General features: G+C 57.5%; 17 protein-coding genes. 12 read left to right on the top strand and 5 right to left on the bottom strand.

Translation table 11 applies throughout. The features are described from left to right. The 5 genes from wbjC to JL015_RS03320 all read left to right on the top strand — a co-directional run bounded on the left by wbjC (position 1) and on the right by JL015_RS03320 (position 6,655). Positions 1 to 1,119 (top strand): UDP-2-acetamido-2,6-beta-L-arabino-hexul-4-ose reductase, encoded by a 1,119-nt coding sequence (gene wbjC / locus JL015_RS03340; RefSeq protein WP_201017399.1) that lies wholly within the window; start codon positions 1 to 3, stop codon positions 1,117 to 1,119. Positions 1,120 to 1,142: 23 nt separating this feature from the next. After that, entirely contained in the window at positions 1,143 to 2,273 is a 1,131-nt protein-coding gene (wecB, locus tag JL015_RS03335) for a non-hydrolyzing UDP-N-acetylglucosamine 2-epimerase (RefSeq protein WP_201017398.1), read from the top strand. A 14-nt stretch (positions 2,274 to 2,287) separates the two neighbouring features. Beyond that, positions 2,288 to 3,544: a glycosyltransferase family 4 protein gene (locus JL015_RS03330; protein WP_201017397.1), complete on the top strand. Its 1,257-nt coding sequence runs from the start codon at positions 2,288 to 2,290 to the stop codon at positions 3,542 to 3,544. Next, on the top strand, positions 3,541 to 4,509 hold the full coding sequence (locus JL015_RS03325; RefSeq protein WP_201017396.1) for a UDP-glucose 4-epimerase family protein: 969 nt from the start codon (positions 3,541 to 3,543) through the stop codon (positions 4,507 to 4,509). The genes JL015_RS03330 and JL015_RS03325 overlap by 4 nt, the downstream gene beginning before the upstream one ends. 151 nt (positions 4,510 to 4,660) lie before the next feature. After that, positions 4,661 to 6,655, top strand: coding sequence for a polysaccharide biosynthesis protein (locus JL015_RS03320; RefSeq protein WP_201017529.1), 1,995 nt, complete (start codon positions 4,661 to 4,663; stop codon positions 6,653 to 6,655). A gap of 50 nt (positions 6,656 to 6,705) precedes the next feature. Here JL015_RS03320 and lon read toward each other — a convergent pair whose 3' ends face one another. Further along, positions 6,706 to 9,123 carry an endopeptidase La gene (lon, locus tag JL015_RS03315; protein WP_201017395.1) on the bottom strand — a complete coding sequence of 806 codons (2,418 nt, stop codon included), beginning with the start codon at positions 9,121 to 9,123 and terminating at the stop codon, positions 6,706 to 6,708. A 260-nt stretch (positions 9,124 to 9,383) separates the two neighbouring features. Here lon and JL015_RS03310 point away from each other — a divergent pair, with 260 nt between their 5' ends. The 5 genes from JL015_RS03310 (at position 9,384) to JL015_RS03290 (ending at position 14,718) form a co-directional block, all read left to right on the top strand. Continuing rightward, positions 9,384 to 10,055, top strand: a complete 672-nt coding sequence (locus JL015_RS03310) for a methylamine utilization protein (RefSeq protein WP_201017394.1) — start codon at positions 9,384 to 9,386, stop codon at positions 10,053 to 10,055. Continuing rightward, positions 10,055 to 12,409 (top strand): bifunctional diguanylate cyclase/phosphodiesterase, encoded by a 2,355-nt coding sequence (locus tag JL015_RS03305; protein ID WP_201017393.1) that lies wholly within the window; start codon positions 10,055 to 10,057, stop codon positions 12,407 to 12,409. Before JL015_RS03310 ends, JL015_RS03305 begins: the two co-directional genes overlap by 1 nt. 3 nt (positions 12,410 to 12,412) lie before the next feature. After that, positions 12,413 to 13,276 (top strand): DUF3034 family protein, encoded by an 864-nt coding sequence (locus JL015_RS03300; protein ID WP_201000161.1) that lies wholly within the window; start codon positions 12,413 to 12,415, stop codon positions 13,274 to 13,276. Beyond that, positions 13,276 to 13,698, top strand: coding sequence for a group I truncated hemoglobin (locus JL015_RS03295; RefSeq protein WP_201000160.1), 423 nt, complete (start codon positions 13,276 to 13,278; stop codon positions 13,696 to 13,698). The genes JL015_RS03300 and JL015_RS03295 overlap by 1 nt, the downstream gene beginning before the upstream one ends. Positions 13,699 to 14,187: 489 nt before the next feature. Further along, entirely contained in the window at positions 14,188 to 14,718 is a 531-nt protein-coding gene (locus JL015_RS03290) for a cupin domain-containing protein (RefSeq protein WP_374063360.1), read from the top strand. Between the two features lie 84 nt (positions 14,719 to 14,802). Here the strand turns inward: JL015_RS03290 and JL015_RS03285 are convergent, their stop codons facing one another. Then, positions 14,803 to 17,220 (bottom strand): glucose/quinate/shikimate family membrane-bound PQQ-dependent dehydrogenase, encoded by a 2,418-nt coding sequence (locus JL015_RS03285; protein WP_201017392.1) that lies wholly within the window; start codon positions 17,218 to 17,220, stop codon positions 14,803 to 14,805. Between the two features lie 373 nt (positions 17,221 to 17,593). Further along, positions 17,594 to 19,624 carry a TonB-dependent receptor gene (locus JL015_RS03280; protein ID WP_201017527.1) on the bottom strand — a complete coding sequence of 677 codons (2,031 nt, stop codon included), beginning with the start codon at positions 19,622 to 19,624 and terminating at the stop codon, positions 17,594 to 17,596. Between the two features lie 256 nt (positions 19,625 to 19,880). Between JL015_RS03280 and JL015_RS03275 the strand changes: the two genes are divergently transcribed. Further along, positions 19,881 to 20,108 carry a VF530 family protein gene (locus JL015_RS03275; RefSeq protein ID WP_201000158.1) on the top strand — a complete coding sequence of 76 codons (228 nt, stop codon included), beginning with the start codon at positions 19,881 to 19,883 and terminating at the stop codon, positions 20,106 to 20,108. A gap of 39 nt (positions 20,109 to 20,147) precedes the next feature. Beyond that, positions 20,148 to 20,828 (top strand): Pr6Pr family membrane protein, encoded by a 681-nt coding sequence (locus tag JL015_RS03270; protein ID WP_201017391.1) that lies wholly within the window; start codon positions 20,148 to 20,150, stop codon positions 20,826 to 20,828. Here JL015_RS03270 and JL015_RS03265 read toward each other — a convergent pair. Both JL015_RS03265 and JL015_RS03260 read right to left on the bottom strand, forming a co-directional pair. Further along, positions 20,792 to 21,565, bottom strand: coding sequence for a siderophore-interacting protein (locus JL015_RS03265; protein ID WP_201017390.1), 774 nt, complete (start codon positions 21,563 to 21,565; stop codon positions 20,792 to 20,794). The genes JL015_RS03270 and JL015_RS03265 overlap by 37 nt on opposite strands. Further along, positions 21,562 to 22,158, bottom strand: coding sequence for a PadR family transcriptional regulator (locus JL015_RS03260; RefSeq protein WP_201017389.1), 597 nt, complete (start codon positions 22,156 to 22,158; stop codon positions 21,562 to 21,564). The genes JL015_RS03265 and JL015_RS03260 overlap by 4 nt, the downstream gene beginning before the upstream one ends. Positions 22,159 to 22,208: the final 50 nt, after the last annotated feature.

The following is a 22,208-nucleotide window of genomic DNA, read 5'->3' as shown; positions in this document are numbered from 1 at the left end:
ATGAAGGTTCTGATTACGGGTGCCAACGGTTTCGTTGGCCAGAATCTTGTTTCCCACCTTGGGGAACGGGCCGATGTGCAGGTACTGCGTTTTACCCGTGACGAGTCCCTGGACAGTCTTGCGGGGCTGGTTGCCGAGGCAGACTTCATTTTTCACCTGGCGGGCGTCAACCGTCCACAAGACCCGCAAGAGTTCCAGACGGGCAATACCGATCTGACTCGCGCCTTGTGTGAGGCCATTGTGAGCAGTGGCCGTCAGGTGCCGATTCTGTACACCTCGTCCAGTCAGGCCGAACTGGACAATGCTTATGGCAGCAGCAAGCGGGGTGCCGAAGACGCGCTCGTGGCACTGAATGCCAGCCATGGTGTGCCGGTTCACCTGTTTCGCCTTCCGAACGTTTTCGGCAAATGGGCGCGTGCGAACTACAACTCGGCCGTTGCAACGTTCTGCCACAACGTTTCCCGAGGCTTGCCTATCAGCATCAACGATCCGCAGGCCCGTATCAACCTTGTCTACATCGATGATGTGATCAGGCATTTCCTGGCCGTCATGGACGGTAAGCTGGCGGGTACGCCTTTCGTCAGTGTCGAGCCACAGTATTCGATTACCGTGGGTGACCTGGCCGAACAGCTGTATGTATTTCGCGACAGCCGCCAGTCAATGATCACCGAGCCGGTCGGCACAGGTCTGGTCCGGGCCTTGTACTCGACTTACCTGAGCTACCTGCCACCGGACCGCTTCACTTATGAAGTGCCCAAGCATGGCGATCCGCGTGGCGTGTTCGTGGAAATGCTCAAGACCCGGGACTCCGGGCAGTTTTCCTATTTCACTGCGCATCCGGGCATTACCCGTGGTGGTCACTACCACCACTCCAAGACCGAGAAGTTTCTGGTCATCAAGGGCAAGGCCTGTTTCCGCTTCCGCCATATTGTTTCCGGCGAGTTCTATGAGTTGTTCACTACCGGTGAACAGCCGCAGATCGTTGAAACCGTACCCGGCTGGACCCACGACATCACCAATGTCGGTGAGGACGAGATGATCGTCATGCTCTGGGCCAATGAAATATTCGACCGTGAACACCCAGACACTTATGCGCGCCCCGTCGGTACCGAAGCCTGAGCCGCTGTTGACAGGATATTGAAATGAAAAAGCTGAAAATTGTAACTGTCGTAGGCACACGGCCAGAGATCATTCGTCTGTCGCGGGTCATGGCTGCGCTGGATGAGCATTGCGATCACATCCTGGTCCACACTGGCCAGAACTACGATTACGAGCTGAACGAGATCTTCTTTCAGGACCTGGGCATTCGCAAGCCAGACCACTTCCTGAATGCTGCCGGTGCCAGTGGTGCAGAAACCATCGGTAACGTGATCATCGCTGTCGACCGCGTGCTGGCTGAAATCGAGCCAGAGGCTCTGCTGGTGCTGGGCGATACCAATAGCTGCATGGCTGTATTGCCAGCCAAGCGCCGCAAGATCCCGACTTTCCATATGGAAGCGGGCAACCGTTGCTTCGACATGCGCGTGCCGGAAGAGATCAACCGGCGCATCGTCGACCATACGGCCGACATCAATCTGACCTACAGCACCATCGCCCGCGATTACCTGTTGCGCGAAGGTCTGCCGGCAGACCGCGTTATCAAGACCGGCAGCCCGATGTTCGAGGTGCTGGGGCACTACCGCGAAGGCATCGACAACTCGGACGTTCTTACCCGTCTGGGGCTTGAGCCTGGCAAATTCTTTGTGGTCAGTGCGCACCGCGAAGAGAACGTCGACTCGGACAGGAACTTCCTCAAGCTGGTGGATGTGCTCAATACCGTGGCCGAGCAGTTCGGCCTGCCAGTGATCGTCTCCACCCACCCTCGTACCCAGAAGCGTGTCGATGCGATGGGGGTGACCTTCCATGCCAACGTTCGGTTGCTCAAGCCTTTGGGCTTCAAGGATTACAACAAGCTTCAAGTTGAATCCAGGGCCGTACTGTCCGACAGCGGAACGATCAACGAGGAAGCTTCCATCCTGAACTTCCCGGCATTGAACCTGCGCGAAGCTCATGAGCGTCCTGAGGGCATGGAAGAGGCCGCAGCCATGATGGTCGGTCTGGAAACCGAGCGTGTGCTGCAAGGCTTGAGCATCCTGGACAGCCAGTCTCGTGGTGATGTGCGCAGCTTGCGTCTGGTGAGCGACTACAGCATGCCCAACGTTTCGGACAAGGTCGTACGTATCCTGCATAGCTATACCGACTATGTGAATCGAGTGGTCTGGAAGCGGTACTGATCCGAGTAGTGGAAATGGCTGAAAAAGCGTTAAAAGTTCTCGTAGTGACTCAGTATTTCTGGCCTGAGAACATGCGGATCAATGATCTGGTCCGCGATCTTTCGGCGAAGGGGCATGAGGTAACCGTCTTGACGGGGTTGCCTAACTATCCTGAAGGGAAAGTATTTGAAAGTTACCGCGAGAAGCCTGAAGAGTTTAGTCCCTACTGCGGTGCCGAGGTGGTAAGGGTTCCGCTTGTCCCCAGGGGCAAGCGCAGCCTCAGTCTTGCGCTGAACTACCTGTCGTTCTTTATCAGCGCCTCGATCCTGGGGGCTTTCAAGTTGCGCAAACACAAGTTCGATACGATCTTCGTGTATGCCGTTTCGCCAATCATGGCTGCCATTCCGGCACTGGTGATCGGGCGTCTGAAGCGTGCTCCAGTGTTTGTATGGGTGCTGGATCTATGGCCTGAAACCTTGCGTGCCGTCGGTGTGGTGAAGCAGCCTTTACTGCTGGGGCTGGTAGGCAAGGTCGTTTCGTGGATTTATAACCGTACAGACTATCTGCTGCTGCAATCCCACGGGTTCATTGACAACGTTCGGCGTTATTGCACCCGACCGATTACCGATGAGCGTCTGGTTTACTTCCCGAGCTGGGCTGAGGACGATTTTTCATCTTCGGCACCGCCATTATGTGATTTGATCCCGCAGGACCCGAATGTATTTACGGTCGTGTTTGCTGGCAATCTGGGCGAGGCTCAGGATTTCCCGGCTGTACTGGATGCTGCCGAGTCGTTGCGCGTCAGCCATGCCGTACGCTGGGTTATTGTCGGCGATGGCCGCATGAGTGAATGGATTGCCGAACAGATCGCTGCCAGGCAACTGGATAACGTGCATCTTCTCGGTCGTCATCCATTGGAGGCGATGCCGGGGCTGTTTGCCCAGGCCGATGCCTTGCTGGTATCGCTGAAAACCAATGACGTATTCGAAAAGACCATTCCGGGTAAGGTTCAGGCATATCTTGCTTCCGGGAGGCCTGTATTGGGGATGATCAATGGTGAGGCGGCGCGTGTGATCAGTGAGTCCGGTGCCGGTTTTGCCTGTGACTCCGGTGACGCTGAGGGCCTGGCAGCCATTACCCGTTCACTTGCCAATACTGCCCCGGCCCAGCGCGACAGTATGGGCCGTGCCGGGCGCAACTATTACGAGCAGCACTATGCCAAGGGCAATCTTCTGATGCGTTTGGAAACCCTCTTTCGTCAAGCTACCCTTCGCAAAGTGAGCCAGCCATGAACCCCTCTTCTGTTTTACTGACAGGTGCAACCGGTTTTGTCGGTAAAGCGCTGCTCGCCAGTCTGCTCAAACGGGGCGATAAAGTGACTGCCGCTGTGCGCGGTTCCTCGGCGCAAATCGATCCCACGGTCACGCTTGCTCAGATTGCCGGCCTTGATGGACAGACGCAGTGGCAGGATAGTCTCCAGAATGTGCAAGTGGTGATTCATGCGGCGGCCCGCGTGCATGTCATGACCGACACTGAGGCCGATCCGCTGGCTGCGTTTCGCAAGGTCAACGTCGAAGGCACATTGAATCTGGCTCGTCAGGCGGCAGCGGCGGGAGTGCGACGTTTTATCTTCATCAGTTCCATCAAGGTCAACGGCGAAGGCACCTTGCCCGGCCAGCCTTACCGTGCTGACGATATTGCGGCTCCGATTGACCCTTACGGGATCTCCAAGATGGAAGCCGAGCAAGGTCTGCGTGCCTTGGCCGAGGAGACGGGGCTGGAGGTGGTGATTATCCGGCCGGTTCTGGTCTATGGGCCGGGAGTGAAAGCCAACTTCCTGTCGATGATGCGCTGGCTGGACAAAGGCGTTCCACTGCCTTTCGGGGCAATCGACAATCGGCGCAGTCTGGTTGCTCTGGATAATCTGGTCGATCTGATCGTGACCTGCATGACGCATCCAGCCGCTGCCAACCAGACGTTTCTGGTCAGCGATGGCGAAGATCTGTCGACTACCCTGTTGCTCAAACGTATGGCGAGTGGGCTTGGCAAGTCGGCGCGCCTGTTGCCGATACCGTCTGCCTTGCTCGTGCTGGCTGCGAGGCTTCTGGGCAAGCGTTCGCTGTCACAGCGTCTTTGCGGGTCCTTGCAGGTCGATATCCAGAAGACACGCTCGCTATTGGACTGGACTCCTCCGGTTAGCGTGGATAAGGCCTTGTCGATGGTCGCGCGCCACTATCAGGAAAACCCGGGCAAATAACGCAAGGGTGGTTCTTTCAACGGGTAGTGGCATTCAAGTTCAGGGCGCGAAGCGCCTTGCAGGCTGATTGCGATATAAATGGTTTTCAACGACGCCATGCGACGTGAAGTCGGTACGAAGCGACATGGAGTGAGGTGGAGGTAGAAGGATGATGATGAAATTACGCTCGCGAATGCTGGGTCTTTCGCGCAAGAACAAGCGAATAGTGCAGGTTGGCGCCGATATTGTGCTGATCTGGGTCGCTTTGTTGCTCGCGTTCGTCGTGCGACTGGGGTTCGATGCAGCTTCCGTATCCATCTTCGAGCACTTATGGCTGTTCTCGGCCGCACCTGTACTGACGATCCCCATCTTTATCCGCTTTGGCATGTACCGTGCCGTCATGCGCTTTTTCGGCAACGATGCGCTGATTGCCATAGGCAAGGCCGTCAGCCTTTCTGCTTTATTGGTGTCGGTGGTGGTGTATTGGTATGGCGACCATGAAGTAGTTGTCCCTCGCTCAGTGGTTTTCAACTACTGGTGGCTGAGTCTGGTCATGATCGGTGGCTTGCGTCTGATCATGCGCCAGTACTTTCTGGGTGACTGGTTCATGGCATCCCAGCATGTGCCCTTTACGTCACGCGACAATGGATTGCCCAAGGTCGCAATCTATGGCGCTGGTGCTGCGGGTAATCAACTGGTTGCGGCCTTGCGCCTGGGCCGCATGATGCGCCCGGTGGCATTCATCGACGACGATAGCAGCGTGACCAAGCGCACCATCGCCGGGCTGGTTGTCTACAAGCCCAGGCATATCCAGCAAATGATCGATGCCACGGGAGCAGAAGAGATTCTTTTGGCGATCCCGTCAGCGACCCGTGCCCGTCGTCGCGAGATCCTCGAGTACCTCGAAGGCTATCCGATCCATGTGCGCAGCGTCCCGGGTTTCATGGATCTGGCCAGCGGCAGGGTCAAGGTCGATGACATCCAGGAAGTCGGCATTGCTGACTTGCTCGGTCGCGATTCGGTGTCTGCACAGGATGATCTGCTGGAGCGCTGCATTACCGGCAAGGTGGTAATGGTCACTGGAGCAGGCGGCTCGATAGGATCTGAGCTATGTCGTCAGATCCTGTTTCTGAAACCTTCCCGGCTGCTGCTGTTCGAGCACAGCGAGTTCAACCTCTACAGCATTTTCGGTGAACTGGAGAAGCAGGTTCAGCAGGGTTCGCTGGATGTTGAATTGCTGCCGATTCTGGGCTCGGTCCGCCACTTCGACAAGATGGTCGATGTGATGGGGACCTGGAACGTCGACACGGTTTATCACGCCGCAGCCTATAAGCATGTGCCGATCGTCGAGCACAACAGCGCCGAAGGTGTCTTGAACAATGTGATGGGGACCTTGCACACGGCACAGGCTGCCTTGCAGGTTGGCGTTGCCAATTTCGTGCTGATCTCCACTGACAAGGCGGTTCGGCCCACGAATGTCATGGGCAGTACCAAGCGCCTTGCCGAAATGATCCTCCAGGCGCTGAGTCGTGAAGTTGCGCCGGTATTGTTCAGCGGCAGCAATAATGTTTCCCACGTCAACAAGACCCGATTCACGATGGTGCGCTTCGGTAATGTGCTGGGCTCTTCGGGCTCCGTGATCCCGCTTTTTCACAAGCAGATCAAGAGCGGCGGGCCATTGACGGTGACTCATCCCAATATCACCCGCTACTTCATGACCATCCCCGAAGCGGCTCAACTGGTGATTCAGGCGGGCTCCATGGGGCAGGGTGGTGACGTCTTCGTGCTTGATATGGGCGCACCGGTCAAGATCGTCGAGCTGGCCGAACGCATGATCAATCTGTCAGGGTTGAGCATGCGCTCCGAGCGAAATCCCCATGGCGATATCGCCATTGAGTTCACCGGCTTGCGTCCCGGGGAGAAGCTTTATGAGGAGCTTCTGATCGGCGATAACGTGGTTCCTACCCGTCACCCGATGATCATGAGTGCCCAGGAAGATTTCCTGCCGTGGGACATCCTCAAAGACAAACTGGTGTCGCTGCTGGAGGCTATTTCCACAGATGACTACCCACGTGTTCGGCAAATGCTGAGTGAGCTGGTCGTCGGTTATATGCCTGAAGGTGAAATTGTCGACTGGATGCACCTGGAACAACGCGCTAACCAGTAGCGCTTGTGGAACTTCGCGAATGGGCGGAACGCCGCCCATTCGCGAAAGTATCAGAACAGTACTTTTGCCACATCCGCAAAGCGTTTGGCGAAGTGTACGGTCAGTCCCTCCTTCAAGTAATCGGGAAGCTCCTCGAAGTTTCCGCGATTGGGTTCCGGAAGAATCAGTTCGTTTATCTTCTGTCGCCGTGCCGCAATGACCTTTTCACGCACCCCGCCAATTGGCAGAACATGTCCGGTCAAGGTCAGTTCGCCGGTCATGGCCACGCCTTTTTTCGGCGGCTGGTTGCGTGCCAGAGACAGCAAGGCACTGGCCATGGTCACGCCGGCACTCGGGCCGTCCTTGGGCGTTGCGCCTTCCGGGACGTGCAGATGCACGAAGGCTTCGTCGAAGAACGTTGTATCGCCACCGAAGCTTTTCAGGTTGGAACTGACGTAGCTGTAGGCTATTTCGGCGGACTCTTTCATCACGTCACCCAGTTGCCCGGTCAGTTTGAAACCCCGGTTCAGGGTGTGGATGCGTGTCGCCTCGATCGGCAGGGTGGCGCCGCCCATGCTGGTCCAGGCAAGGCCCGTGATTACGCCGGTGCCGGACAGGACCTGTTCGCTGCGGAACACTGGCATGCCCAGAGAAGCCTCCAGATCCTTGTTGCCGATCTTGATCACCGAGTCAGGCTTATCCAGCAGTTTGACCACCGCCTTGCGCACCAGCTTGCCCAACTGTTTTTCCAGCTGTCGTACGCCAGCTTCGCGTGCATAGCCCTCGATCACGGCGCGCAGTGCGCTGTCGCTGATCGACAGTTTTGTCTTGGCGACACCGGCCTTGTCCAGTTGCTTGGGCCACAGGTGACGCTTGGCGATGGCGAGCTTTTCTTCGGTGATATAGCCGGACAGGCGTATCACTTCCATCCGGTCCAGCAGTGGGCCGGGAATCGAATCCAGTGTGTTGGCGGTGCATACGAACAGCACCTTGGAAAGGTCCAGGCGCAGGTCCAGATAGTGGTCGAGGAATTCCACGTTCTGTTCCGGGTCCAGGGTTTCCAGAAGGGCAGAAGCCGGATCACCCTGATAGCTCTGACCCATCTTGTCGATTTCATCGAGCATGATGACCGGGTTCATCACCTCCACATCCTTGAGCGCCTGCACCAGTTTGCCCGGTTGGGCGCCGATGTAGGTACGACGGTGGCCCTTGATTTCCGCTTCGTCGCGCATGCCGCCCACGCTCAGGCGATAGAAAGGGCGCCCGAGGGATTCGGCAATCGAACGCCCGACACTGGTCTTGCCCACGCCGGGCGGGCCGACCAGCAAGACAATCGAGCCACTGATCTCACCTTTGTAGGCTCCCACGGCTAGGAATTCGAGAATACGGGCCTTGATATCGTCCAGCCCTGCATGGTGCTGATCGAGCACCTTGCGCGCGTGCTTGAGGTCCAGCTTGTCTTCGCCGTAGACACCCCAGGGCAGAGAGCTTGCCCAGTCCAGATAGTTGCGGGTCACTGCGTATTCGGGCGAGCCGGTTTCCAGGACCTTGAGCTTGCCGATCTCTTCGTCGATTTTCTTGCGGGCCTGGGCGGGCAGGGTCTTGCCTTCCAGGCGTTGCTCGAACTGTTCGATATCGGCGCTGCGGTCGTCCTTGCTCAAGCCCAGTTCCTGCTGGATGACCTTGAGCTGTTCCTTGAGGAAGAACTGGCGCTGATGTTCGCCGATCTTGCGATTGACCTCGGCGGAGATCTCTTTCTGCAGGCGCGCGACTTCGACTTCCTTGCGCAGCATCGGCAGGACCTTTTCCATGCGCTTGAGCATGGGGACGCAATCGAGCACTTGCTGGAGTTCGACGCCGGTGGCGGAGGTCAGCGCAGCGGCAAAGTCGGTCAGGGGCGAGGGATCGTTAGGGCTGAAGCGGTTGAGGTAGTTCTTCAGCTCTTCGCTGTAAAGCGGGTTGAGCGGCAGCAGTTCCTTGATCGCGTTGATCAGGGCCATGCCGTAGGCCTTGACCTCGTCGGTCGGCTCATTGGGTTGCTGCGGGTATTCGACTTCCACCAGATAAGGCGGACGGTGGTGCTTGAGCCAGGTGCGGATACGTACGCGGCTCAAACCCTGCGCTACGAACTGCAATCGACCATTTTCGCGGCTGGCATGGTGAACCTTGACCAAAGTGCCATATTCGGGAAGTGCCTTGGTATTGAAGTGGCGAGGATCTTCCTGAGGGGTGTCCATGAAAAACAGTGCAAGCGAGTGATGCTCGGATTTGCTGACCAGTTCGAGGGTTTCGGCCCAGGGCTCTTCATTGACGATCACAGGCAGGACCTGCGCCGGAAAGAAAGGGCGATTGTGGATCGGGATGATGTAGACCTTGTCCGGAAGATTCTGGCCGGGAAGAGCAAGGGACGTGTTGTCGGAATTCAGGTGGATCGTGTGTTCGGCGGCGTCATCAGGCAAATCTTGCGAGTCTTTCTGCTGGTCACTCATAGGGCACCTGCGAAATTGAACATGATGCTTAGATGGGGCAAGTCGCCTCAGGTTTCAATGGGGACGGTCGATAGCGTAAGTAGGAGGTGATCAGCCTGTGAAAAACAAGGCAATGCCTTATGTTTTCAGGCTCTGATTGCGTGATGGCTTTATGCCTGGTGTCGCGTACTCTTAATGGGGTCGACAGTTCATCTGCATGCAAAACCATGCCAAGGCTGGCGTTCTTGTTCTCAGTACTGCCGTTTTGGATTGAATCGAGTATGACCAGAGTATTTTCTTCTGTTGTCCTGGCTGGGTTATTGGTGTGGTCCGCTGCAAATGCATCGGCTGCTGCCTTGACGGCTCAGGTATTTGACAAGCAAGGCAAACCGCTTGCCGATGCTGTCTTGACGCTCAAGGGGCCAGCCGGAGCGGCTGCCAGTGGCGGCAAGGCTGAAATGGATCAGCGCGACCAGGAGTTTTCGCCTCGCGTGCTGGCGGTGCATACCGGCGCGCAAGTCAAATTCCCCAACAGTGACAACATTCGCCATCAGGTCTATTCCTTCTCGCCTGCAAAGCGCTTCGAGCTACGCCTTTATGAAGGTACGCCTTCAGAACCCCTGCTCTTCGACAAGGCGGGTGTTGTGGTGCTTGGCTGCAATATCCATGACTGGATGGTCGGTTACATCTATGTCACCGACGAGCCATGGTTCGGCGTGACCGACAGCAATGGCACCCTCAAGCTCGACCAACTGCCTGCCGGGCATTACGTGGCAACGCTCTGGCATCCGCAGGCCGAAGACATGCAGCCGGTGCCGGGAGGTGAGTTCGATATTCCAGCGTCGGGCCTTGCCCAGCGTTTTAACCTCGATGTCGAGATCAAGGCTGAAGATAAACCTGCCAAGCCCGCGCCAGGGGCGTTTGGCGAGGCTTTCCACAAGGCTGCTCATTGATGAGTCTTCGTAACAGCTTTCAGGCGCGCATTGCCTGTGTATTGATTGCTTTGCTGCTTATCGTGATCAGCGCGGTGCTTTTTGCCGTCAAGATTGCGACTGGCGATGCGGTCCGTACCCAGGCTCAGGCTCAACTGGAAGTGGGTAGCCGGGTTTTTGAACGTTTGATCGAGCTGCGCGGCAAGCGCTTGCGCGACACGGTTCAATTGCTGTCTGCCGATTTTGGATTCCGCGATGCGGTAGCCAGCGAAGACTCGGCGACTATCCGTTCGGTGTTGCTGAACCACGGTGGAAGAATCAACGCCAGTGACATGTTTTTGCTGGGCATGGACGGTACGGTTGTCGCCAGTACCGAGGCTGAGGTGCCGGAAGGCTCCAAGTTCGTCTATGACCAGGCGTTGCGCAATGCCAAGCGCAACAAGCAGTCGGTCCTGATCATTCCCGGCGGCGGTATACCGCATCTGTTGGTTGAAAGTACGGTTCTGGCGCCCTTGCCCCTTGGGCGTGTGGTGATGGGATTTGCCATCGATAGCGATATTGCCCAGGAACTGCGCTCGCTCAGTGGCCTGGAAGTTTCCTTTCTGACCGTTGAAAACGGCCAGCCGGGCGAATTGATCAGTACCCAGCCTGATGCCTTGCATCCTGGCCTGGTCGAGCTGATGCGTAACTCCTCCGAAGGTCAGATGCGCGTCACCGAGCAGTTGAATCAGAACTTTCTCAGCCAGGCACTGATGCTGGCCAATACGGGGCAGGCGAGCGACGGGCAAGTGATTGCCTTGCTGCAAAGCCCGCTGGACAAGGCCTTGCAGGCTTTTGCACCACTGGATGAAAAGATTTTCTGGATATCCCTGGCTGCGCTCTTTGCTTCTTTGATCGGTACGCTGGCGCTGGCTCGCAGTGTGTCCACTCCGGTTCGGGAACTGGCTCTGGCGGCCAAGCGTATCGAGGACGGGGATTATGAAACCCCGGTAGCCATGAAGCGCAGCGACGAGTTGGGCATGCTCGCTGGCGCGATCAACGCGATGCAGCGTGGTATCGCAACGCGCGAAGGGCAATTGTCACACAATGCGTTGCACGATGCGGTAACCGGGCTGCCCAACCGGGCGCTGGTCATCGAGCGTCTGGGCAGTGCGATTGCGGCAGAGCGCCCGGTGGCATTGATGTATCTCGGCATAGAGAACATGGCGTCGATCAACGAAAGCTGTGGTGCCGATGGCGTTGACCAGTTACTGCGCCAGATAGGCCAGCAGTTGCAGGACGCACTGGGTTCTGGCGATACCGTGGCTCGACTGACGGCCAATGAATTCCTGTTGTTGCTGGACCACACCACCAGCGATGGCGCTGTGGCCATGGGCGACACCCTGCAACGCATACTCAGCGAGCCGCATCGTGTCGATAGCCAGGAGATCTCGCTTGAGTGCTGTATCGGTATCACGACTTACCCGGAAAACGGCGACGCCCCCAAGGAGTTGCTCAGTCGTGCGGCGATTGCGCGTAAAGACGCGGTGAATCTGCCGGGCCGTATGCAAATCTACGAAGATGGTCGCGACCTTGCTCACCAACGCCAGATCAGCCTGATTCGTGACCTGCGCAAGGCTGCGCAGAATGGCGAGCTGATGTTGCATTACCAGCCCAAGCTGGATATCCGCAAAGGCCATGTGCGTCAGGCCGAAGCCTTGTTGCGCTGGAGCCACCCGCAATTCGGCAATGTTTCGCCAGCCGAGTTCATCGTGCTGGCCGAGCGCACCGGCAGTATCCAGTTACTGACCAACTGGGTGATCGAAGAAGCCATGCGCCAGTTGGCCGAGTGGAACAAGCGCGGTCTGTTCATCCAGTTGTCGGTCAATATTTCAGCTGACGACCTGCTCGGTAGCGATCTGGTCGGGCATGTCATCACGCTGCTCAAACACCATGGTGTGCCTGCCGAGCAACTGATTTTCGAGATCACGGAAAGCGCCGTGATGAGTGAGCCGGAAAAAGCCCTGATTGTTCTCCATCGTCTGCGCGATTGTGGCATCAGCCTTTCGGTGGATGACTTCGGCACCGGCTACTCTTCGTTGGCACACCTCAAACGATTACCGGTACAGGAGTTGAAAATCGACCAGTCCTTTGTCCGCAATCTGGATGAAACCAGCGAGGACGCAGTGATCGTGCGTTCCACCATCGAGATGAGCCACAACCTGGGGCTCAAGGTGGTCGCTGAAGGTGTCGAGTATCAGCACAGCCTGGATTTGCTTGAGCGTTGGCACTGCGATACGGCTCAGGGTTACCTCATCAGTCGCCCTTTGACCGCCCCCGCGTTCGAGGCATGGATTGCCACGTCTCTGACTCCCCCCAGCCTGATGGTTAATTGAGCTATGACCTACAGAATTTCGTTGTTGTTGGGTTGTGTACTGGGGGCTTTCTCGTCCCTTTCCATGGCCGATAACGGTCGTCTGATCGCCACGGGCGGTGCCAGCAGCATAGAAGGTGCTGCGGGCGGGGGGATAACGCCATGGGCGGTGATTACCGGTTATGGCGAACAGGGCGAGTGGGGCGCCAGTGCCTTTGCTACCCATATCGACTTGCCTGACTACACACTGGATGTGGCGGGTATGGCAGTGGCTTACGGTAACCGTGTCGAGCTGTCCTATGCCCATCAGCGTTTCGATCTGGGCACCTTGCAGCACAAGTTGAGCCTGCCCGAAGACAACCTGACCCAGGACGTCTTCGGCATCAAGGTCCGGCTGTTCGGTGACTTGATTTACGACTCCCTGCCGCAGGTTTCCCTGGGTGTGCAGTACAAGCACCAGAACGATTTTCTGATCCCGAGCCTCATAGGCTCAAAGCGTGATTCGGACGTCGAAGGGTATCTGACCGCCAGCCGCCTGTTCATGGGCGCGGCCTTTGGTTACAACGTTGTAGTCAACGGCGGTGTGCGTTATAGCCGCGCCAACGAAACCGGCTTGCTGGGTTTTGGTGGCGACCGCCGCGACAGCCGCAGCGTCCTCAAGGAAGGCTCGGTTGCCGTGCTGTTCAACCCACGCTGGGCCATGGGGGTTGAGTACCGCGAGAAGCCGGACAACCTGTCGTTTGCCGGAGAGAATGATTGGGCAGATGTGTTTGTCGGCTATTTCCCCAACAAGCATTTGTCCATTGTCCTGGCCTACGCGCGGCTGGGCGAAATCGCCACACTGGATAACCAGAACGGCACTTATCTGTCTATTCAGGGGAGTTTCTGATGAGACGTCTGTTGATGTGCCTGATGATTGCCTTGCTGGCTGGTTGCGCCCAGCAGCCGCCCAAGGATGACCGCCTTTACCAGGACCTCGGACAGCGTGCCGGTATCCAGCGCATTGTCGAGGGCATGTTGATGAACGTCGCCCAGGATGACCGTATTGTCGAGCGCTTCAAGAGGGTCAATATCGTCCTGTTGCGCGACAGGCTGGTGGAAAAGCTCTGTGTCGAAGCCGGAGGGCCTTGCGAATACAAAGGTGACAGCATGGCCGAGTCGCACAAGGGCCAGAACCTGACCCGCAGCGATTTCAATGCGTTGGTAGAAAACCTCATCAAGTCCATGGATGCCGAGAAAATCCCGGTGCCGGTGCAAAACCGCCTGATCGCCAGGCTGGCACCGATGCGTGGCGAAGTCATCGAGAAGTAATCCTCTTGCAAGCCTGTTCGCAATCAAGTCGTTCACGTTGCCGACTTGATTGTGCGACAAATCAAAGAACCGTTCGTTTTCCAATACCTCCCTGCCTTTATGAAGAATTATTAATTTGGGGGGTGAGCTTTTTAATACCGCGTCAATATTCGGTACATAAACCGATGCGCTAAAAGCCCATAGAATGGAAATGAAAAATCCGCCTTTAAAAAATATTTCTAAATTTTTCAGAGGTGTGGTATTTCATTCCAGCGCTCAAGGCAGGCTATCTCTCGCCCTTCAGCGCCGGGGGGTTATCAACAAATGTCCGTTTGCGCATAACTCTTTTGTATTGAAGTTGATACACAGTCGTATGTGAGGTGAACGCCGCATCAGACGGCTTACTTGTCTTAAAAGACGGCAATGCCTATTCAAACCTTTTTGCTTTGGTCATCCCTTTGGATAACCAGGGCCGTTTTCAGTGTGTGTCACATTTCTCAGGGAAGTTATATGTTGCAGAAGCAAAGTCTGTTTTTGAAAAATGTAGTCTCTCGTCAACTGGAGTTGATTCGCGTATTGGGAGCCGGAGTTGCCATGGCGGCTGTGGTGATGCTTCCTCTGGGGGCCGCGCACGCTGCTACACCCGCTACAGAGGTTGCGCAGCAGGGGATAAGAGCGTTCAAGCTGTGCACGGGCACTGATAACCGTGCGCACATCCAGGAAGGCACGATTGATCAGAAATTCCGCACAGACGTGGACATCATCCACTTCAAGGAAACAGCACCCCATTCGTCCTACGATTGGCACCCTGCTCCTGAAGAGCAATACGTGATCACCCTCACCGGCACGCTGGAGTTCTTCACCACAGGCGGCGAAACTTTTGTCCTGCGTCCTGGTGATGTGCTGGTTGCGCAAGACACCACAGGCGAAGGCCACCGCTGGCAGATGGTCGGTGACGAGCCATGGCGTCGTGCTTACATCACCTTCAAACCGGGTGTGAAAACGGCGTTTGTACCCAAGGCCGGTTCCAAAGGTTGCTGATCGCGTTTCACTGACGCATCGAGCTTGAAACAAGAAAGGCGGCTCCCTCAGGGTAGCCGCCTTTCTTGTTGATTCAGAGAAACATCATTTCGGCAGTTTGAACGCCATTACATAGTCTCCCTGTTTAGTACCCAGCGAACCATGACCACCGGCCACCACCAGCACATATTGCTGGCCGTCCTTGCCGGTGTACGTCATTGGTGTGGTCTGGGCGCCTGCTGGCAGACGTGCTTCCCACAACTGTTTGCCGTTACGAACATCGTAGGCGCGCAGGTATTGGTCCAGCGTACCGCTCAGGAACGCCAGGCCACTGGCGGTGGTGAACGTACCGCCCAGGCTTGGAACGCCCATTGTCAGCGGGACAGGGACCGGCGAGCTGTCACGCACGGTGCCGTTCTTGTGCATCCAGATGGTCTTGTGATTAGTCAGGTCCACTGCTGCCACATAACCCCATGCTGGCGCCTGGCAAGGCAGGCCCATGGGTGAGAGCAAGGCTTCGAGTATCACGCCATAAGGTGCGCCCTTGTTCGGTTGTACGCCTTCGGTTTCGCTCTTGCGGCCAGGGCCTGCTTCAACCTCGGCTGCGGGGACCAGTTTCGAGCGGAACGCCATGTAACTCGGGTTGACGAAAGCGATCTGGCGAACCGGGTCAATCGAGATGCCGCCCCAGTCGAACACGCCGAAGTTACCCGGGTAAACGATCGAGCCTTGCAGCGATGGCGGTGTGAACGGGCCTTCGTAGCGCAAGGACTTGAAGTCGATCCGGCACAGCATCTGATCGAATGGCGTCACACCCCACATGTCACGTTCCTTGAGGGGCGGTGGCATGAAGTTCAGGTCGGACTTGGGCTGGGTCGGCGAGGTGTGATCCCCTTCGACCGCGCCTTGCGGCACCGGCACTTCCCTGATCGGCACGATGGGCTGGCCGTTGCTGCGGTCCAGCACATAGATGCTGCCTTGCTTGGTCGAGGCCAGTACCGCCGGTTTGACGCCATCGGCGGTTTTCATGTCCATGAGCGTCGGCTGACCGCCCACGTCCATGTCCCACAAGTCGTGATGAGTGAACTGATAGTTCCAGCGCACATGACCGGTGGCGATATCCAGCGCTACCAGGCCTGCGCTGTATTTCTCCGAGCCAGGAGTGCGGTTGCCGCCCCACTGGTCGGGCATCTGGTTGCCCATGGGCAGGTAAAGCATGCCCAGTTTTTCATCGACGCTGAACATGGACCACATGTTCGGTGAGTTGCGGGTGTAGGTCTTGCCTTCGGCAATAGGCGTCGTATCGTCCGGGTTGCCACTGTCCCAGTTCCAGACCAGACGGCCCGTGTGAACATCGTAGGCGCGGATGACGCCCGAAGGTTCGTCGGTGGAGACGTTATCGGTGACATGGCCGCCGATCACCACCAGATCCCTGGTCACCGCCGGTGGCGACGTGGAGTAGTAGCCGCCCGGCGCGAAGGTGCCGATATTGGCGCTCAGATCGATTGAGCCTTTGTTGCCGAAGTCTTCACACATCTTGCCGGTGTCGGCATTGAGGGCGATCAGACGGGTGTCGGCAGTGGGCAGGAAGATACGGCGCGGGCAGGCGTTGCCTGTCGTGCTCGCGGCTGCCAGTGTTGCCGGGCTTTGAGCAGGGCTGCTCGCTGCGTAGGCCGCGTCATCGTGATACGAGACGCCACGGCAGGTCATGTGCGCCCAGCCTTTGAAGTTTTCTGCACTCTGGGTGCTGATCTTCGGATCGAAGCGCCAGATTTCCTTGCCGCTGTCCGGGTCCAGTGCAATCACCTGGCTGTGCGGCGTACACACGTACAACATGCCGTTGACCTTGAGCGGCGTGTTTTCGGCAGTGGTTTCTCCCGGATCGCCCGGGCCGGGAATATCGCCTGTGCGATAGGTCCAGGCCGGGACCAGCTTGCTGACGTTTTCCGGCGTGATCTGGGCCAGCGGCGAGTAGCGGTCGCCAAAGGCGGTACGGCCATAGGACTGCCAGTCGCCATCGGGCATGGCAGGAGCGGTGTTCGCGGTGCCAGCGGTTTCACGATCCAGTTGCCCTTCGATACGGCCGGGGTTTGTGAACTGGCTGGCCAGCGCGGCAACACCTGCCAGCACTACGGCAACAGTCAGGGCACCGGTTCCCAGGCGGGCAGGCTCGCCACGCAGCAGAGGCTGGCGAAACCATGGCAACAGCAGGACAATGCCCAGCGCGAACCAGAGCGCCAGCCGTGGTACCAGTTGCCACCAGTCCAGGCCTACCTCCCACAATGCCCAGACCGTGCTCGCAAACAGCAGCACTGCATACAGGCCAAGTGCGAAGTGACGTCCCATGATGAGCAATACGCCGGTTACCGTAAAACCGATGCCTGCCAGCAGGTAGTAGAGCGAGCCGTCCAGTTGTATCAGGCGCAGGCCGCCAGCCAAGAGGACCAGTCCCATCAGCGCGATCACCAGACCGAGCAATGTGGGTAACAGGCGATTTCTACTCAAAGCACCTTCAGTGCTCATAATGCAAATCTCCGTGACGATTTCATTGTTTTATTGACGCTACGTTGTGTGTTGCACGTTGGCGTCATGTTTTTGAACGCTAGTTCTTGAAACGAATTCCCGACAGCAGAAATCAACCATTGGTCAGAAGGTCCTGCTCAGGCCCGAAAACCGGGCGTTGAGGCGTAGACCGCCAAGGTATGGATTCGTGCATTGAAATGGTGGTGACAGGCACAGCCCGAGCGGGCAGAACGTCAGTTCAGGAGGGAAAATGATAGGGTGCTAATGATTTTGTAAACAGTCACAAACCTGATACGGACCCTTGCATGATCCGCAACAGTGCAACCCGAAGGCGCCTGCGCATTGCACGCAGGCGCTTCTTTCTTTGGGGGCGTCAGAAAGTGGTGCGCAAACCGACTTCCACGCTACGGCCCTGAGCCGGTGCGATATCCCGCAGGATCGAGCTGGCGTAGCGTACCGTCTGGTTGGTCAGGTTCTCGCCGTTGACGAAGGCCAGCCACTGGCTGCCGCCCAGGTTGAAACGATAACCGGCGCTGGCGCCCAGTGTGGTGTAGCCGTCGGTGCTGGATTCGTTATCCGGAACACGATGCTGCGAGCTGGCATGTTCGACATCGATGCGCGCCTGCCATTTGTCCAGCTCCCACAGCAGGCCACTGTTCAGGCGCAGAGGTGCGATACGGGGCAGGGCTTCGCCGGTATCCAGATTTTTGGCGCGGGTGTAGTCACCGGACAGCTCCAGTGCCAGGCTGCCGTACTGGTTTTCACCCAGTTTCCAGTGATCCTGAGCCTCGATACCGCTGAAGCGGGCACGAACGCCTGCATAGTTGTATTCCGGGATGCCATTGGCATCGTCTTCGCCGTCGTCATCGACCGTACGACCGCTGCCCAGCAAGCCGATGTAATTGGAGAAGTGGCTGTAGAACACGCCCGCGCTGCCTTTGTGTGTGCCGTTGTCGAAACGCAGGGCCAGGTCGCTGGACACCGCTTTCTCTTTCGACAGGTCGGCATTGCCGCGTTCATAGGTGCCGGTGGCGACGTGAGCGCCGTTGGCATACAGCTCATAGAAGGTTGGAGCCCGTTCGGTATAGCCCAGTGTCGCGGCCAGGGACCAGACCGGTGTCAGGGTGTAGACCGCGCCCGACGACAGGCTGCCCGCTGTGAATGTGCTGGAGTTCTCGGCGGCGGCGAAACGATCCTTGCCCTGGGCATCGGGATCGACCGTGGTGTGCTCGATGCGTCCACCCAGGCTCAGTTTCAAGCGCTCGGTGGCTTGCAGCTCCTCAAGAATGAACAGCGCGCCGGCATTGGTATCGGTTTGCGGCACGAAGGCTTCTTCACCCAAGGCAGAAAATTCGTTGCGGGTCACTTGTGCGCCGACTACGCCATTGAGTGGGCCGATCGGTTGGTGGCGGGCTTCGATGCGGGCTTCATAACCCTTGTTCTTGAAGGTTGTACCGACTTCGCCGCCTTCGATTTCGCGGTGTTCGTAGTCGGTGTAGCCTGCATCGAGTTTGACCGAAGTGAAAGGCCCGGACAGATTGCGGATCTCGGAAGCGAAAGCGTAATGCTCCTGCTGCATGCGGATGCGCACGTCCTGTTCGGCGGGTGAGCCGTAGTTGGAGTCATAGTTGCTGTACGAGACACCGGCGTAACCGTCATCCCATGTATAGGAACCGCCGACTGCGCCGCCGTCCTGACGTCCATCGCTGTTGCTCAGACGTTTTTTCTTGTCTCCGTCTTCGCTGCCTTGTGCGCGCAGTTCGCTGGTGCGGGCATAGCCGGGAATGCGCAGGTCATTGAACTGACGAGAGTTGGCATCGATGTGCAAAGCGAACTGCCCGTTACCGGCTTCCAGTTTGCCAGCGCTGCTGCGGGTGGTATCGGCACCGCCGTAACGCAGCTCGCCGGCACCGTGAATGCCTTCGATGGCTTCGGTGGGAATACGATTGTCAAAGGTGTTGACCACACCGCCGATAGCGCTGCCGCCATAAAGCAGGGCTGCCGGGCCACGTACGATTTCGATACGGTCGACATTCACCGGGTCCAGCGGTACGGCGTGGTCATAGGACAGGGACGAGGCATCCAGCGCGCCTACGCCATTGCGCAGGATACGAATCCGGTCACCATCCATGCCGCGAATGATCGGGCGGCTGGCTCCAGGGCCGAAGTAAGACGAAGAAACCCCTGGCTGCTTGTTCAGCGTCTCACCCAGGCTGCCTTTCTGTTCAAACGTCAGGGCATCGCCTTCCAGAACCGTTGTCGGCGTTGCCAGTTGATCGCTGCCCAGCGGGTTGGCCGTGATGACCTGAGGTTGCAGCTCAAGGCTTTCTGCTGCATGGGCCGGCGCGGCAAGCAGCAGAGCGGTTGCCAGTGGCGTCAGGCGCCAGAGCAGGTTGCGGTGCATCGGTGACATATCGGTTTCCTTGGCAGGGCGCATGGCAGAGCCCCAGTCGAGAGTTAAGCGGATAGGTAAGTAATTTATTGTTACACTATAACATCTCTTTTTGGCGTGAAAAGGGGAACTTTTCCGTGTCTTGCTGTGAGGGCTTCTTGTGGTCGGAGTTGGCGAAACTTCACTCATCTCACGCTAAGCTCTTCCTACCTTTTGATGGCTCGGCTAAGGTGCGCACCTTCGCATTCATCAAGCTGCAAGGTCAGTCATGACAACAACCCAAAACGACCCACTGCACGGCGTTACGCTTGAGCAGATCCTCAAGGCTCTGGTTGAGCACTACCAATGGTCCGGTCTGGCTGAGCGCATCGACATTCGCTGCTTCAAGAGTGATCCGAGCATCAAGTCCAGCCTGACTTTCCTGCGCAAGACGCCTTGGGCTCGCGAGAAAGTGGAAGCGCTGTACGTGAAGCTGCATCGCAGCAAGGGCTGGTAAAAACGCACGGCAGGGACGCTGGCCTTCAAGGATCAAAAGATGCACAGCGAACACCCGCAACAGGCGCAGGGACAGCGTCTTTACACGCTTATTGCTGCCTGCCTCGCCTGGTCCGGTCTGGCTATCCAGATGTATCTGGTTTTCTGGTCGCGCTGGGCCGATCAAGCCAGCCTGTTGGGCGGGCTGATCCGTTTTTTCAGCTTCTTTACCGTCTTGAGCAATACGCTGGTGGCGGTGGTGCTGACTTGTGCTCTGAGTCGCCGTCAGTCCCGCGGGCATGATTTCTTTCGTAACCCGGTCGTATGCGGCGGTATTGCTGCCAGCATTGCACTGGTGGGCATCGCCTATAACCTGCTGTTGCGCCATCTGTGGCAGCCACAAGGCTGGCAGTGGATCGCTGACGAACTGCTGCACGACGTCATGCCGCTGATGTTCGTGCTGTATTGGTGGCTGTATGTGCCCAGAGGCCGCCTGCGTCTTGTCCATGTGTTGCTATGGACGCTGTATCCGGTGCTCTATTTCGGCTATGTCCTGCTGCGCGGCGATGCGATAGGCGATTATCTGTACCCCTTCATCGATGTCGGCACCATCGGGTACGCCAAAGCCTTCATCAATGCGGGAGGCGTGTTGTCGGGTTTTGTGGGGATTGCACTGGTTTTGCTGGGGATCGATAAATGGTTTGCCTACAGAGACTCATCATTTTCATCAAGACGCCAGTAACCTGCTGCTTTCACAAACCCGTCATCAAGGCCCAGTTCGTCAAGCAGCACGCGGCGAATCTTGCGTGACAAGGCCGCTTCGGTTGCAACCCAGGCGTAGAGCTTGTCGGCAGGCACTTCCAGACTGCGCGCAACGTCCACCAGATTCTGTTCGCCGCGAATGATCCAGGTGACATCGATCTGCGCCTGGCTTGTGAAAACCTGTTGTTCATCCTTGTTCGCAATCTCGACCACCACCCGCGCAATGCGATTCGCTGGTAGCGACTCCAGACGCCGGGCAATGGCCGGGATAGCGGTTTCGTCGCCGATCAGCAGATAGCTGTCGAAGATATCGGGCACCACCATCGAGCCGCGCGGGCCGGCTATGTGCAGGAGTTGCCCCGGCTCGGCCTGCGCTGCCCATGTCGCGGCCGGCCCGTCACCGTGCAGGACAAAATCGATATCCAGTTCGCCTGCCGTTTCATCGTAACGACGCGGCGTGTAGTCACGCATGGCGGGGCGCGGGCCGTCGCTGCTGCCGCCGGGCGTGAAGCTCTCCAGCGCGGCCTGCTCTTCGGGAGTCTGGGCGAACAGCAGCTTTACGTGGTCATCGGTGCCCAGGCTGATGAAGCCTGCCAGTTGTGGCCCGTGCAAGGTGACGCGACGCATCAGCGGTGTCAGGTCGGTCACGCGCAAGACTTCGAGCTTGCGCAGTTTGATTTCATGGTTGACGCGATGGATCGATTGCTGCGAATTCATACGGACTTCTCCGACACAGATTGGGGGCCATCAACGATGGATTTGGCGGTTTCATTGAGCAGGTCGCGAACACGCAGAATTTCTTCCGGGCTCCAGCGGCCATGGTGCATTTGCAGCGCATGACGCAGGTTGTGTACCGCTTCATGGATTTCCGGTGGCCGGTCATGCCCGCGCAAAGAGCGCTTGCTGACTTCGATCCGCATGCGCACGCCATCCAGCGCAACGGCCTGCTCGGTCAGCGATTGCAGACCGGCAACAGTGATGGTGTAGAGCTTCTTGCCGCCCTGGGCATCGCCCAGGATCAGTTCGCTTTCTTCAAGAAAGGTCAGGGTGGGATAAATCACGCCGGGGCTTGGGCTGTAGGCGCCATCGAACATGCCTTCGATCTGGCGGATCAGGTCATAACCATGGCAAGGCTGTTCGGCAATCAGGGCCAGCAGCAACAGCTTCAAGTCGCCCGGAGCGAATACCCGGGGGCCACGTCCGCCGCGTTCACGGCCGGGGCGTTTTTCAAAACCGTCGCGGCCATCGCCATATTCGCGCAGCAGTGGACGGTCATCGGGGCGGTGAGGGTCATCACGCATTGTCTTCATCTCTCGTTACGATTTAGATATACCTTAAGATATATCTTTAAGTCTTCGCA

The organism is Pseudomonas cichorii, assembly GCF_015471405.1.
GTDB classification, from domain to species: domain Bacteria; phylum Pseudomonadota; class Gammaproteobacteria; order Pseudomonadales; family Pseudomonadaceae; genus Aquipseudomonas; species Aquipseudomonas serbiensis.
The sequence above is the reverse complement of the archived record's forward strand: the minus strand, read 5'-3'. Positions and strand labels throughout refer to the sequence as shown.